Origin of the sequence: Saezia sanguinis (genome assembly GCF_963921665.1) — a bacterium.
Lineage (GTDB): Bacteria > Pseudomonadota > Gammaproteobacteria > Burkholderiales > Burkholderiaceae_C > Saezia > Saezia sanguinis.
In genome coordinates, this window is the sequence record NZ_CAWUGC010000014.1 from 175,084 (window position 1) to 189,460 (window position 14,377).

Here is a 14,377-nt window from a genome sequence, read left to right on the forward strand (position 1 = left end):
TGCCTGCTGAAAACACGCTTTCTCTCCGCATGTGCGGTATTTTGTTAGTTATCGCTTTTCTGTGGGGGTTTTCAGAAGCCACTGTCTTTTTCATTGTTCCGGACGTCTTTTTAACTGCTATTGTCATTCTTTCTTTCCGGCTGGCTTTTCAGGCTGTTTTCGCCGCATGGGCCGGCGCAATGCTTGGCGGTAGTTGTGCCTACTTCTTCGCTGTGCATGCCCCGGAACTGGCCCGCAAAGTGCTCGAAACGGTGCCATGGATTTCGCCCTCCCTGATAGAAAAGGTGGCACTGCAATACCAGCAGCATGGCGCTTTCAGTATGCTCAGCGGCGGATTCAGCGGCATGCCCTACAAAATATACGCCTGGTACGCCGGCAGCCAGCAACTTGATTTTGCAGCATTCCTTTTTATGGGCGCAGGCGCGCGCTGGCTACGCTTTACCTGTTATATGCTGATCATGGCAGGCATTGTCAAACTGCTGCGCCGCTGGCTTTCCACGACACAGATTTATGGTGTCTGGTTCAGTACATGTGCAGCACTCTATGCCATTTACTGGAGCATGGTGCCATTTTGAATATGAAGCACCGTACGATGGTTTATCGGCGGTGCTATTTACGGGGCCAGTTTCTCAACGCCGCAGCCTGTTGTTTCAATTTGGCTTCAGGCAGCCGTGTCAGGCGGGCCGTCCGCGCCACAGAAGAGTGCGCCATCTCCAGCGTCACTGTCAGCAGCATTGCATCACGCGCCAGTGTCAGCTCAGCGCTTGTTTCTGCGGGCGCATAAAGACACCAGTCTTTCAGCGTTTTCAGACGCCAGCCATTCACTGCAATCAGTTCGTCGCCAGCCGCAATCCCCGCCCGTTGCGCCGCTGATTCATTCAGCACCGTCTTAACCACCACCCCCGAAGTGCTTTCAGCCACTTTCAAGCCCAGTTGCTGCTCCACCGTTGCCGTTGCGTGTTTCATTTCAACCCCGGCGCTGCGCAATAATTTCTCTGCCGGCAAGTCTGCTGTGCTGTGCACCCAGGCACGCAACTCTCTTGCATATGACCGCCCGCTGATGGATTTAAACGCGCTGGCAATATCAGCCTCAGAAACAGGCCCACCGTGCTTTTGCCAAAGCAATCGCATCACGTCGTCCAATGATCCTTTGTCCTGAGCACGCAAAGTCAAATCCAGACACAAAGCCACCAAAGCACCCTTGGTGTAATAACTGACGGTTGCATTCGGCGTATTTTCATCCACCCGGTAGTATTTGATCCAGGCATCAAAACTGGCCTGCGCAACCGTTTGCTTCAAGCGCCCGGGCATGGCCTGAACCGCATTGATATTTTTAGCCAGTAAAGCCAGATATTGCTGGTCATCCACCAGGTCGGCACGGCGCAACATCAGGTCATCGTAATAACTGGTAAACCCTTCAAAAAACCACAACAGCTCGGTGTAGTTTTCCTGTGTGTAGTCATAACGCTCAAAAGCTGCCGGGCGCAGGCGCTTCACATTCCAGGCATGAAAGTATTCATGGCTGATCAGCCCCAGCAGCGTCTGATAACCGGAGCGCAGCTTTTCTCCGGCAGGCTCTCCTTTACGGGGCAAATCGCACCGCTGGCATACCAGCGCTGTGCTGGCACGGTGTTCCAGCCCACCATAGGCATCACTCATTGCATTGAGCATAAACACATACCGCTTAAACGGCGGTTTGCCGTTTTTACCATGCCAGAATGCAATCTCCGCTTCGCAGATCCGCTGCGTATCGGCCAGCAGGCGCTTGCCATCAAAAGTGGCAGGAGCACCCGCCACAACAAACTCATGCACTACACCAGCAGCGCGGAACCGCCCACGCCAGAATGTCCCCAGCTCTATTGGCGAATCGACCAGTTCATCATAATTGGCCGCCTTGTAGGCGCCAAACCCTTGTGAGTCACCCTTCGTGCACGGCAATGCACATGCCACAGACCAGTCATGCAATTCAGGTTCATGCGGTTTTGCCACGTTCAGACGAACAGCTTCATCTTCCCGTCCATGAACGCGTAAAAATGCACTGGTGCCATTGAGAAAACCACGCCGCTGATCCAGAAACGCTGTACGCACCGATGTATCGAACGCATACACCTGCCAGTTCAATTCGAGCGCCCCCGCACTGGAATCGCACGCAATCTCCCAGGAGCACTTATCCAACTGGCGAATTTTTCTGGCCCGGCCATCCTGCCATGCCTGCAGGCCTGACAGGTGTTTGGCAAACTCACGCACCAGATAACTGCCCGGAATCCACACCGGCAAGCTGACATGCTGCGTTTGCGCAGGCGCCGGAATCACCAGCGACAGTTCAAAAACATGTGCTTTGGCACTCTGGATGCGCAACCCGTATTCCAGCATACGTACTCTTTCTGTCAACAAATCAGCACTGACATTGCCGTATTATTGTGCATGCGCCACTGCCAGGCGCTGCTCGATGGTTGCCGGATCTACCGCGCCCGGAATCCTAGAGCCATCGGCAAAAATCAGGGTTGGTGTTCCGGTAATACGGTACTTTTCTCCAAACGCCACATTGCGCACCAGCGGTGCGGTATCGCACGCCGCATTGCTGGGCGCCTTTTGACGCAGCATCCAGTCTTGCCATGCCTGCGCCGGGTTGGCGGCACACCAGATATTTCTGGATTTGGCATGTGAGTCTGGGGAAAGAATCGGGTACAGGAATACATACACCGTCACATTATCCACGGTTGCCAGTTGCTGCTCAAATTTATGGCAGTAGCCGCAATTCGGGTCTTCAAACACCGCCAGTTGCCGCGAGCCATCACCACGTTTAATGACAATCGCATCTTTAAACGGCAAGGCCTTAAAATCCACCGCGGTCAACTGGTCAATACGCTCCTGCGTTAGATCCCGGCGGTTCTGCAAATCAAGCAGGTTACCCTGGAGAATATAGTCGCCCTTGGCATCGGCGTACACAATTTCACTTTCGCCCAGGCGGACTTCATACAAACCGCTGATACCGGTTGCACGCACTTCCTGCACTGGCGGCAGTGCGGGCATATTCTGGGTCCATTTCTGGCTGATGGCCTTTTTAATGGCCTCTAAATCCTCTGCCCAGGCCATCGTTGCGCTGCACAAAATACCAATTCCCATCATTGCAGCCAACACGCTGCGCCATATCTTATTCAACACAATTCTCCTGTTCATCAATTTGAAATAGCGGACTCTCACCCTCAGATTAAAAAATAACCCATAAATTCCATTAATTTTGACTGGCCTGGCCGACCAGCCAGCGTTTGAGCGGTTTGACGGCATTGACCACATTCATACCCGCATTGCGCACCGCTTTCAGCGGTGCGGCCTGGCCCGTATAAATATGGAACAACGCATTGCATGCTCCGCCGACCTTCAAAAACGCCGTCTGCCTGGCACGTTCATAAGGGCGCAGCATTTTTTCATCGCCCAGTGAGCGCCAGGTTTCTTTTTCGCGCAGCACGCGGGCCAGTTCCATCACATCTCCCAGGCCCACATTAAGCCCCTGCCCCGCCAGCGGGTGCATGGCATGCGCGGCATCGGCAACCAGTACAGCCGTCTGCCCGTGCGCACGGGCAATCCAGCGCTCGGCGTGCGCAAACCGCAGCGCCCAGCCGACTACCGGTGTTTTCAAGCGCAGTTCACCCAAAGCCCCATGAGAAGCTTCGCGCAACACCGCTTCAAATTCTGCCGCCGACAAAGCCTGTAATTCTGCCGCACGGGCTGAAGGCACTGACCAGACCAGGCTGACTTCCTTGTCATTTTCCGATGTCAGGGGCAACAATGCCAAAATATCCTGCCCGCTGAACCACTGGCGGGCAATGTGTCCATGACCATGCTCACACACCAGCCGCGCCGCCAAGGAAGAATGTCCATACTCAGACGCTTTCATTTTGAACCCGAACGCGGCACGGGTTTCGCTGTCACGCCCTTCACAAATGGCAACCAATGGCGTTTGGGGCAAGCGAGGATTTTCCTGTGCGTTCAGCCGCTGCACCCGTGACTGGAAATCAAGCGCCTTATCCAGCGCCCGTTCAATGGCAACAGCCGGCACAATATAGGTCAGTGTATCCACCTCCTGCCGCCAGGCTGAAAAAGCCAGTTGCCCGCCGGAATCTCCGGCAATCTGCATATCGTAAACCGGGCAGGCATCCTCTTTCGGCCAGACCCGCAGATCCCTGAGCAGCTTGACCGCTGCGGCATTCAGCGCATAGGCGCGGGGGTCCTTGGACTCATCCATGGGCGTTGGCCGCTCAACCAGCGCAATATTAAACCCGTCACGCGCCAGCAGCATCGCCAGCGTCCGGCCGGCAATACCGCCGCCACGCACCAGAACATCACATTGCTCTTCATTAGACGACTTGCTCATCGTTTTGCATCCCCGTCATACCTGTTACTGCCCTCCATTGTGACATACTCTGCCAGGCTTAGGGGATCAAACGGCACAGAATCTAACAAGACAAGCGAGGATAGCGAGCGCATTTTCACGGATGCATGGCACGCCAAACCCGGCGTGCCTGAACAGCCGTTTTAAAGCTGCCCTTTGCAGCATCAATGTCCCAGATAGGCTTTTTTCACATCTTCATTGATCATCAGGTTGGCACCTGTATCGCTGAGCACAACCCGGCCTGTTTCCAGCACATAGCCGCGATCCGCCACCTGCAGTGCTTTGTTGGCATTTTGCTCCACCAGAAAAATCGTCACGCCGCTTGCACGAATCGTTTGAATAATGTCAAAAATCTGCTTGATGATCAAAGGCGCCAAGCCCAGTGTCGGCTCATCCAGCAGTAAAAGCTTGGGCTTGGTCATCAGCGCGCGGCCAATCGCCAGCATTTGCTGTTCGCCGCCGGACATGGTCCCAGCCCGCTGTGTTGCGCGCTCACGCAACCGCGGAAATAAATCAAAGACATGCTCGATACCGGCCTCTATCTCCTGCTTGGCACTGAAGAAACCGCCCATTTGCAGGTTTTCCGTCACCGTCAGGCTGGAAAAAATACGACGCCCCTCTGGCGAAATGGCAATCCCCTTGCGCATGATTTCATGCGTAGGCAACAGCGTAATATCTTCCCCTTCAAAAAAGACCTTGCCCGTTCCAGCGCGGGGGCTGCCGCAGATCGTCATCAGCGTGGTGGTTTTCCCAGCACCGTTGCTACCAATCAAAGTCACAATCTCGCCGCGCCGAACTTCAACAGACACATCGTGCAGTGCCTGAATCGCACCGTAAAAAGTTCTGACCTCTTCCAGCTGGAGAATGACCGGGCTTTTTTCTTGTGCTGCGTCCATGCTCAGGCCTCTCCCAAATACGCTTTAATCACACGCTCGTCATTGCGCACCTGCTCAGGTGTGCCCGTGATGATCGGGCGGCCATGCTCCATCACCAGAATCCGGTCAGACACCCCCATCACCAGGCTCATGTCATGCTCAATGAGCAATACCGCCACATTAAACTCACGGCGCAAACGGTCAATCATCTTCTGCAAATCGTGCTTTTCCTGCGGATTCAACCCCGCCGCCGGCTCATCGAGCATCAGCAAACGCGGCTCGGTAATCATACAGCGGGCAATTTCGAGCTTACGCTGATAGCCATAAGGCAGGTTGCCCGCCTCGCGGTTGGAAAATTCACGCAGCCCCATAAAATCAAGCCACTGCGCAGCCCGCTCCTGCGCCCTTTGCTCAGAACGGTTGAATGACTTGAGCTTCAGCAGCCCGCCAATCATCCGGCTTTTCAGCCGCATATGCTGGGCCACCAGCAGATTTTCCAGCACCGTCAGCCCTTTGAACAACCGCACATTCTGAAAGGTGCGCACAACACCATGCTGCGCCACCTTATGGCTTGGCAGGCCTGTGATATTCTTCCCGTCAAACACCACCGTGCCAGCCGTCGGCTTATAAAAGCCCCCGACACAGTTAAACACCGTGGTCTTGCCAGCCCCGTTCGGGCCAATAATGGCAAACACCTCGTCAGACAGCACCTCAAACCCAACGCCATCCACAGCCAGCAGACCGCCAAAACGCATGCTCAACTGCTCAACATTCAACAATACACTACTCATGTTCTGAGCTCCACATGCGGACGCTTCATTGGCAACAGCCCCTGCGGCCGCCAGCGCATCATCAGCACCATGATCAGGCCAAACACCAGCATGCGGTATTCGGCAAAATCACGTGCAATTTCCGGCAGCGCTGTAATCAAAATTGCCGCCAGAATCACCCCCAACTGCGACCCCATGCCACCCAGCACGACAATTGCCAGAATCAGCGCAGACTCCATAAACTCAAACGATTTGGGCGTCACATTGCTTTGCATGGCAGCAAACAAAGCACCGGCAAACCCGGCAAACATCGCACCCAGCGTAAAGGCCGAAAGCTTGATATTGGTCGGATTCAGCCCCAGCGAACGGCACGCAATTTCATCTTCGCGCAGCGCTTCCCAGGCACGGCCAATGGGCATGCGTATCAACCGGTTCGAAACCCACAGCGTCACCAGCGCCATGAGCAGCCCGATCAGGTACATGAAAATCATCACATGCATGGTGTTGAACGACCAGTCAATACCCAATGTGGACGAAACAAACTGGTGAAACGTTTGTCCGCCATCGCTGGCGCGGCGCGACATTTCCAACCCGAATATCGACGGCTTGGGAATATTCGATATACCGTCCGGCCCCCCTGTCCACTGGTTCAGATTTAACAGCAGCAAACGGATGATTTCACCAAACCCGAGCGTCACAATGGCAAGATAATCCCCCCGCAACCGCAGCACCGGGAATCCCAATATAAATCCGAAAATCGCGGTAATCAACCCAGCGACAGGCAGCGCCTCCCAGAACCCTAATCCGCAAAACTTGAAAAGAAGCGCATAGGTATATGCCCCGATCGCATAAAACCCGACATACCCCAGATCCAGCAGGCCGGCAAACCCAACCACAATGTTCAGCCCCAGGCCCAGAACGATATAAATCAGCACCAACGTACTGACGTTCAACGCGCTGCGATCCGCCATGAACGGCCAGACGACAGCAACCACAATCACCGCAGCCACCACCCAGGGGTTTGATGTGAGCGCCGGCCGGGATTCACTGCGCGAAGAGGCAATGCGTTCATTCAATCGGATCAGCAACGGTATGGCCACTGCACAAAAAACAACCAGGCCCACACGCCAGGCCAGCGACCACATCGTTGCAACCGCCGCATAATCCGAATACAGCGGATGCACAATCAGTATCAGCGACAGAACAGCCACCACAATGATGGTCAACCGGCTCACCGATGGCAGCCTGACAAAAAACGGGCTTGCCATCTGGAACAGAAACACAGCCAGACAACCGACCCCGACCTTCCATATCTGGTAGTTAATAACCAGATTAATGCCTTCACGCTGCAGGGGCATCCCCACAATGGGCATCAGGATGATCGCCGTCAGAATGCTGGCGATGATGGCATTTTTAAATGTGCTTTGCATCGTGCCCATCATCACACCTTTTCCACTTCCGGCTTGCCCAGCAACCCGGTCGGCTTAAACAGCAAAATCAGCACCAGCAAACCAAATGAAACGATGTCTTTGTATTCAGCAGAAATATAAGCGGCGGCAAACGTCTCGGCCAGCCCCAGAATCACGCCCCCGAGCATGGCCCCTGGGATGCTGCCAATACCGCCCAATACGGCGGCGGTAAACGCTTTAATCCCTGCAATAAAACCAATGAATGGGCTGATTTTGATAAAGGTCAGCGCATACAGCACCCCGCCCACAGCCGCCAGAACCGCGCCCAGCACAAACATGGAGGAAATGATCTTGTTGGTATCAATCCCCAACAGGTTGGCCATGCGCAAATCCTGCGAACAGGCGCGGGATGCACGGCCCGTGCGGGAGTACTTGATGAACAATGTCAGGGCAATCATCAGCAGCACCGTCACAACGATGATCATCAACCGCCCATATGAAATGTTCACGTCAAAATCTGTTCCCAGATGAAATACGAAACCACCCGTAACCAAAGAAGGGGCCGCCATGTCTTTGGCGCCCTGACCCAAGGCCACATAATTCTGTAATGTGATGGACATCCCGATAGCAGAAATCAGCGCCACCAGACGCGGGCTTTGGCGCAGCGGGCGATAAGCCACCTTTTCTGTGCTGTAGCCAAACGTTCCTGTCACCAGTACCGAAATCAGAACCGCTGCGCCAATCAGCAACGCAACCGTTGCGACCGGTGCCCCGGCCTGAGTCCCCATGGCAGCCAAAGCCACAACGCCCACGTAAGCACCCACCATATAAATTTCGCCATGCGCAAAATTGATCATCCCGATAATGCCGTAAACAATCGTATAACCAATCGCGATCAGAGCATAAATGGCCCCAAGCGACAGCCCATTGAAGCATTGCTGTATAAGTTGCGGCAACATGTCAGACATATGCATGACCTTTAATTTTTAATTGAGCACCATTTTGCAGCCCTCCGCTGCGTCTACCTGAGACAGAATCAACACAGCATATGCCGGATGCTGCACGGGAAAATGCGTGCGCCGTCCGGTTTGACTAGTGCTGTCAAGGTAAATGGTGGCAGACCAAACAACAGCTTCTGTACTTTTGGCATCAGAAAGATAGTTGGGTATCTACATTCATATGACTTATATATAAATGTCCGCCGTTATCCCTGTATAAGGTAGCAGGGAACTTAGAAGAATACCATTTCATTGCATGATGCTTTAGCTGTTGCCGATAAACACGAGTTAATTCCATGTTTTTTATGCCCTGAAACGCCCCAACAATCAAACAAAGACAAATCCATCTTCTGCTATCTGATGAACAAAAACCTATTTTTCTCCTATTGACACCGTGTATGCAGGCACTGAACCCAGAAAGGGGTTCCGTGCCGCATACAAACTTTTTATGCTTATTTCACAGGTGTTTTTGGCCCATTGGCATGCCAGCGGAACACAGCAAAATCAAAGTCCTTGACATCGCCTTGTTCATCCCATGCAGTGCCTTTGCCAATCACGGTATCAATCGCATGTGTATGCAGGTATTTGGCAATTACGTCCGGATCGGTCGAGCCCGTTTGCTTGATGGCTTCGGCCAGCGCCTGCACTGCGGCATAAGCCGTCAATGTAAATGCACCGTCAGCCTCGCGCCCTTTGGCTCTGAAAGCCTCCACAATTTTGGCGTTCGCCGGATCTGACGAAAAATCTGCCGGGAATGTCAGCAGCATACCCTCAGATGACGGCCCGGCAATGGCGCTAAGCTCAGAGTTTGCAACCCCTTCCGGCCCCATGAACTGCACTTTCAGCCCCTGCTCAGCAGCCTGGCGCAGCAACAGCCCCATTTCCGGGTGATAGCCACCAAAGTAGACAAAATCTGCGCCAGAGGTCTTCACACGGGTGATCATGGCCGAATAATCGCTGTCTCCGGGGTTGATGCCCTCAAAGAAAGCCACATTCACGCCCGCCTTTTTCAACGCTTCATAAACTGAAGTGGCAATACCCTGCCCATAAGACTGTTTGTCATGCAACACAACCACCAGGTTGGGCTTGACCTGCTCTGCAATAAACTTGGCTGCCAAAGGGCCCTGCTGGTCGTCACGACCAATGGTGCGGAAAATGTACTCATACCCCTTGCCCTCTGTCACCAGCGGCGAAGTAGCCCCCGGGGTGATCAGGACAACGCCCTCATTCTCGTAAATGTCGGTCGAAGCAATTGCTGCGCCTGAACAGGCAATGCCAACAGCAAATTTAATCCCGTCGTTAACCACTTTATTGGCGGCAATCGGCCCCTGTTTAGGTTCACAGGCATCGTCCACTGGCACCATTTCAAAAGTATGCCCGTTAACCCCTCCGGCCGCGTTAATCGCCTCAATGGCCGTCAATGCCCCGGCTTTGATCTGGTCACCATATTGCGTGACCGGCCCGGTCATGGGCCCAACAGCAGCAATCTTAATCACATCGGCCTGTGCGCTAGCTGCGGACAGCGCAAAACCGCAGGCCAGCGCCAAAGCAGTCAAAACGGATTGGGGGCGGAACACATATTTCATGAAAAATTCTCCTGAAAAAATGAAACACAATCTGTCCACAAAAGAAGCCTGCCGCAACATTTCGCACTGAAACAGTGCATAAGCGCCACTTTACATGCCCCTTTTTGAGATCTCCCGACAAATGTTCTATCGCTATGACAAACCCGCAAGAATCATGCCGCCCAGCAAAACGTATACAACATTGTCTAACACTTCATCACGTACTTGCATCAATCTCATGTGCCCGGCCATCGAGTCGCACACGGTTAGGTTCTGGCCTGACGTCTATCCTGATACCCAGTAAAAATGAACTCCTGGCTTTCCCAGACCCGCTTCAATATGCCATCCGGTTGTATCGGGGGCATCTTTGAAGCAAGCTGGTCAAGGCCTGTGCACCACAAGCATATCAATTTTTTAATTTTTACCTGATACCGTTTACCCTACCCATCGGGCTATGCGCGTACCTTGCAAAAGTTACACAATAATTTCTTTTTCACCTCTCCTGCCATAGGTAGTTACCCTATATCCCTTGTAAAACCCCATAAAAAAACGCTGCACCATACTAAGGCGCAGCGTTTTCAAATCGGACTCAACAAATTACATCATGCTCATTTAGCAGGCGAGCGTGAACCATCCTGGTGCCATGAATACACCTGGAAGTTGAACTCATTCAAATCCCCCTGAGCGTTCCACGACGTTTTACCAATGGTGGTATTCAATGTCGCTCCATGCAGGTACTGCGCCACCTTCACTGGATCGGTTGACCCCGCACCCTTAATACCTTCTGCAATCGTTTGCACTGCCGCATAAGCTGTCAGCTGGAAAGCGCCACTGGCATTACGCCCCTTGCTTTCAAAGGCCTGCACAATCTTGCCGTTTTCAGGATCGCTGGAGAAATCTGCCGGCAACGTCACCAGCATCCCTTCAACCGCTTTACCTGCAATCGCGTTAATCTCCGGGTTGCCCGCACCTTCCGGGCCCATGAAGCGCGCTTTAATGCCTTGCTCGGCTGCCTGACGCATTAACAACCCCATCTCAGGGTGGTAGCCGCCGAAATAAACAAAATCAGCCCCTGAACTCTTGATGCGGGTAATCGTTGCCGAATAATCACTGTCTCCGGCATTGATCCCTTCAAAAAACACCACATTCACGCCAGCGCTTTGCAGGTTATCGCGCACGGACGTCGCAATACCCTGTCCGTAAGACTGTTTGTCATGCAACACCACAACGCGCTGCGGCTTGACATGCTCAATGATAAATTTCGCTGCCGCAGGCCCTTGCTGGTCATCACGCCCGATGGTACGGAAAATGGTTTCCAGGTTCTTGCCATCTGTCACCCCTGGCGCTGTAGCCGAAGGCGTGACCATAACAACGCCTTCGTTGTTATAAATATCCACCGCGGAAATCGTAGCGCCTGAGCACACATGTCCGACAACAAACCCGATGCCCTCATTCACCACACGGTTGGCTGCGGTCGGTCCCTGTTTGGGCTCACAGGCATCGTCAATGTAAACAATCTCCAGTTGCTGGCCGTTCACACCGCCATTGGCATTGATCATTTCCACTGCGGTCTGCACCCCTTCTTTGACCATATCGCCATATTGCGTCACCGGGCCGGTGATCGGGCCAACAAATGCAATTTTGATATTGTCAGCGTGAGCCGCAACAGAAAAAGCAAAGCCGCAGGCAACAGCCATAGCGGTCAATAATGAAGTAGGACGAAATTTCATGAATGCCTTCTCCTTAAAAGATATAAATAAAAAAATTTGTGATTAAAATGAATGGAGCCAATCTATCATATCCATTGCAAATCTGCATATGGCAGACCAAATCCAGACTTGATACCGGGTGCGTCTGCTTCTTAAACAGCTTGTTTAAATCCCCCGCTCATATCCTTCTCAAGTGCATCAATGCGCTGAACAACAGATATCAGATATGCCTGCAGTTGCATCACATCGCTCTTAGCCATGCAATCCTGCAACGCTCCGTACGCCTTCACACACGCTTGTTTAGCCTGCTCGATATTTCCAGCCGCAAGCGCCAGCTCTGCATCCAGCCAGTAAATATATGCCTGTGCGGAACCGTCAAACACCTGTACCTGGTCCTGTGACCAATGGCTGCGCCAAGCTTTGCATAAGGCAACGTCCTTACACATCACTAATGCATAAATTGCCATCAACAGCGCGGTCTGAGACTGCAATGTTGCATCCAGTTCCGGCGTATCATAATGTTGCGCAAACCAGTATGCGCACTGCTGCGCCTGCACATCATCCCTGCAGGCAATGGCATATGTCAGGCGAAAAATCTGAATCAGATGCGCCACCGTGACATGCTCGGCCGCCTGGAACTGCGCTTCCGTTGGCACCAGGTCTTGCGGCCAGTTCCGGGTGGATACCCCCTCAAACTCCAACGCGGTCAGCTGTGTGATTTGCTGCCCCAAGGATGATGGCGGTGCAAAGCAGGTATCAAGAACCGCCTGTCCATCTGTTCTCCAGGCGCCTACATGAAATGGCAGCAGATTCATGACACCAATAATCAACGATTGAACCATCACTGTGTAAAGCACCATGCGCCACAAACCATCTGCCCCCGATGACAACAAACCCCAGCAGACCAGCGCCAGAACAAAATTAGCCAGCGGACCGCCCAGCGAATACATCACATCTTCCGCCTTGGAAGACTGCCGTCCGGCTTTAGGCAGCATAAACGCAAGGCCGCCAATCTCCTGGATGCGCTTATACCAGCGCAAACGCCACCCCCAGGGGGTACGCTTAAACCACAAAGGCCCAACGGCAATGATATAAACACGCCGTCCCCCCATGCTGCCTGCAATGCAATGCCCGGCTTCATGCAAAACCACATTGAACCAGAAACACACCAGCAGCAATACGCCAAAACCAAATACGCTCAGCAATGTAGGCACCGAGTTTCTGGCCCCCTCTACACCCTCCATGAACAAAGCAACCACCAGCGTCGTGGCTGCCAGAATCGCACCCCAGATGGCATAAAACAGCCATTCGTTCCCACCAGTTGCAGGTGTGTCCTGCGCTCCGGTTTTGCGCTTTGGCGGCGGATACAGCATTGGCTCTGAGCTCAGGGGCGTATTTTCATTCATCAGCGGTATATACGGTATGCATTTTAAGAACCCGTGTGGCATATTTCCTGATGGCCACCGCGCATTCGCAATTGAAGAGATGATAAGCTTTCCTCCAGCATCTGCTGGTCAACCCGGCTCATCACTGTAGACATGGCAGCTTGTGCCTGCTGTATATATTGCCGGGCTTTCAAATCATCCCCGTTCAGCCATGCAAGCTCGGCATCCAGCCAATGACATACCGCGCCGGTATCAGTCAAGCCCCCGTCACACCAGGGGCGCCACGCCGCCAGCAGATCTTTGTCGCCACACATCTGTGCTGCATAACTTGCAATCAAAACCGCAACCAGTTGCCGCAAACCGTCAGGAATCTGGTCAAAATGCTTTGCCAGCCACTCTACACAAGGCCGTGCCATTTTTTCATCATCACAATCCAATGCGTAAATCAGCCGCGCATTCTGTGCGCTGATCCGGGTAAAAAAAGGAAGCGCTCCATCACCAGCCACTTGTTCTTGCGGTATCAACTCCGGCGGCCACTGCCGCGCTCTTAAACCTGTCAGTGCCAACCCCGACAAATACTGGATGTTTTGCATCAGAATATCTTCTTTATGCCTGAACACATCTATGATTTGCAGACCATCTGTACGCCAGTTTTGTATTTTGAGCGGCATCAGATTCAGCACACCAACAAACAACGCCATTGCACCAAACGTATACAAAAACACATTGACTATCAGATGTAGTGACAGTGCATAGGCCGCCACCAACGCCAGCGCAGCACAGGCCAGGTTCATGACCGGCCCGCCTAAAAAAATAATCACATGATCGCGCTTAGGCGAAGCCCTCGTATGCGTCACATCTGGCACCATCATCGCCAACCCGCTGATACCGGCAATAGGTGTTGCCCTCCTCAGCCGGAACCCCTGCACAGACCGTTCAAAACGCCACCGCCCCACGCTTAAGACCAACAAACGCATCCCGCAGAACAGCCCAGCAAGCATGTGTCCCACTTCGTGCAAAATGATATTGATTGGTATGCTGATAGTTAAAAAAATCAGAGCCAGCCCCAAGTAAAAAATCCAGATCCCCCACACCTTATCCAGACTACGGGGTTCCATAAATGCAATCGTCAATACCGCAACCATCAGAAACCACCCTGCCGCTCCCAGCCAATGTCTTGGCTTTGACTGACTTTTTTTCTGCTTTTGCAATATTTCCATCGGTGGATATAAACCGCCATTTTTTTCAGTGCTTGGCACTGGAGCCGCAGTTA

General features: G+C 53.0%; 12 protein-coding genes. 1 reads left to right on the forward strand and 11 read right to left on the reverse strand.

All coding sequences use genetic code 11. The features are described from left to right. The first annotated feature begins 41 nt into the window (after positions 1-41). On the forward strand, positions 42-575 hold the full coding sequence (locus tag AACY98_RS09180; protein ID WP_339804307.1) for a hypothetical protein: 534 nt from the start codon (positions 42-44) through the stop codon (positions 573-575). 34 nt (positions 576-609) lie between these two features. On the opposite strand, the gene AACY98_RS09185 is transcribed toward AACY98_RS09180, so the two are convergent. From AACY98_RS09185 to AACY98_RS09235, 11 genes are all read right to left on the reverse strand, one after another. Continuing rightward, positions 610-2,373, reverse strand: a complete 1,764-nt coding sequence (locus tag AACY98_RS09185; RefSeq protein ID WP_339804310.1) for a M61 family metallopeptidase — start codon at positions 2,371-2,373, stop codon at positions 610-612. A gap of 42 nt (positions 2,374-2,415) precedes the next feature. Continuing rightward, positions 2,416-3,129: a DsbC family protein gene (locus tag AACY98_RS09190; protein ID WP_339804473.1), complete on the reverse strand. Its 714-nt coding sequence runs from the start codon at positions 3,127-3,129 to the stop codon at positions 2,416-2,418. Positions 3,130-3,235: 106 nt separating this feature from the next. After that, a complete protein-coding gene (locus AACY98_RS09195; RefSeq protein ID WP_339804312.1) occupies positions 3,236-4,375 on the reverse strand; it encodes an FAD-dependent monooxygenase in 1,140 nt (379 codons plus the stop codon). A 182-nt stretch (positions 4,376-4,557) separates the two neighbouring features. Further along, the gene (locus AACY98_RS09200) at positions 4,558-5,259 is read right to left on the reverse strand and encodes an ABC transporter ATP-binding protein (RefSeq protein WP_126979634.1); all 702 of its coding nucleotides are present in this window, start codon (positions 5,257-5,259) and stop codon (positions 4,558-4,560) included. Positions 5,260-5,291: 32 nt separating this feature from the next. Then, on the reverse strand, positions 5,292-6,059 hold the full coding sequence (gene livG, locus AACY98_RS09205; protein WP_339804315.1) for a high-affinity branched-chain amino acid ABC transporter ATP-binding protein LivG: 768 nt from the start codon (positions 6,057-6,059) through the stop codon (positions 5,292-5,294). Beyond that, entirely contained in the window at positions 6,056-7,468 is a 1,413-nt protein-coding gene (gene livM / locus AACY98_RS09210; RefSeq protein WP_339804318.1) for a high-affinity branched-chain amino acid ABC transporter permease LivM, read from the reverse strand. The genes livG and livM overlap by 4 nt, the downstream gene beginning before the upstream one ends. A gap of 11 nt (positions 7,469-7,479) precedes the next feature. Continuing rightward, entirely contained in the window at positions 7,480-8,415 is a 936-nt protein-coding gene (gene livH, locus AACY98_RS09215) for a high-affinity branched-chain amino acid ABC transporter permease LivH (RefSeq protein ID WP_339804321.1), read from the reverse strand. Between the two features lie 482 nt (positions 8,416-8,897). Next, entirely contained in the window at positions 8,898-10,031 is a 1,134-nt protein-coding gene (locus AACY98_RS09220) for a high-affinity branched-chain amino acid ABC transporter substrate-binding protein (RefSeq protein WP_339804324.1), read from the reverse strand. A gap of 587 nt (positions 10,032-10,618) precedes the next feature. Continuing rightward, on the reverse strand, positions 10,619-11,740 hold the full coding sequence (locus AACY98_RS09225; protein WP_126978690.1) for a branched-chain amino acid ABC transporter substrate-binding protein: 1,122 nt from the start codon (positions 11,738-11,740) through the stop codon (positions 10,619-10,621). Positions 11,741-11,871: 131 nt separating this feature from the next. Beyond that, the gene (locus AACY98_RS09230; RefSeq protein WP_339804327.1) at positions 11,872-13,125 is read right to left on the reverse strand and encodes a M50 family metallopeptidase; all 1,254 of its coding nucleotides are present in this window, start codon (positions 13,123-13,125) and stop codon (positions 11,872-11,874) included. 23 nt (positions 13,126-13,148) lie between these two features. Beyond that, positions 13,149-14,222: a M50 family metallopeptidase gene (locus tag AACY98_RS09235; protein WP_339804330.1), complete on the reverse strand. Its 1,074-nt coding sequence runs from the start codon at positions 14,220-14,222 to the stop codon at positions 13,149-13,151. Positions 14,223-14,377 lie beyond the last annotated feature (155 nt).

Excerpts from the sequence above, each read along its gene's own strand:
- AACY98_RS09190 (WP_339804473.1), bottom strand. The coding sequence starts at position 3,129 with ATGATGGGAATTGGTATTTTGTGCAGCGCAACGATGGCCTGGGCAGAG.
- livM (WP_339804318.1), bottom strand. The coding sequence starts at position 7,468 with ATGCAAAGCACATTTAAAAATGCCATCATCGCCAGCATTCTGACGGCG.
- AACY98_RS09220 (WP_339804324.1), bottom strand. The coding sequence starts at position 10,031 with ATGAAATATGTGTTCCGCCCCCAATCCGTTTTGACTGCTTTGGCGCTG.
- AACY98_RS09230 (WP_339804327.1), bottom strand. The coding sequence starts at position 13,125 with ATGAATGAAAATACGCCCCTGAGCTCAGAGCCAATGCTGTATCCGCCG.
- livG (WP_339804315.1), bottom strand. The coding sequence starts at position 6,059 with ATGAGTAGTGTATTGTTGAATGTTGAGCAGTTGAGCATGCGTTTTGGC.
- AACY98_RS09225 (WP_126978690.1), bottom strand. The coding sequence starts at position 11,740 with ATGAAATTTCGTCCTACTTCATTATTGACCGCTATGGCTGTTGCCTGC.
- AACY98_RS09185 (WP_339804310.1), bottom strand. The coding sequence starts at position 2,373 with ATGCTGGAATACGGGTTGCGCATCCAGAGTGCCAAAGCACATGTTTTT.
- AACY98_RS09235 (WP_339804330.1), bottom strand. The coding sequence starts at position 14,222 with ATGGAACCCCGTAGTCTGGATAAGGTGTGGGGGATCTGGATTTTTTAC.
- AACY98_RS09195 (WP_339804312.1), bottom strand. The coding sequence starts at position 4,375 with ATGAGCAAGTCGTCTAATGAAGAGCAATGTGATGTTCTGGTGCGTGGC.
- livH (WP_339804321.1), bottom strand. The coding sequence starts at position 8,415 with ATGTCTGACATGTTGCCGCAACTTATACAGCAATGCTTCAATGGGCTG.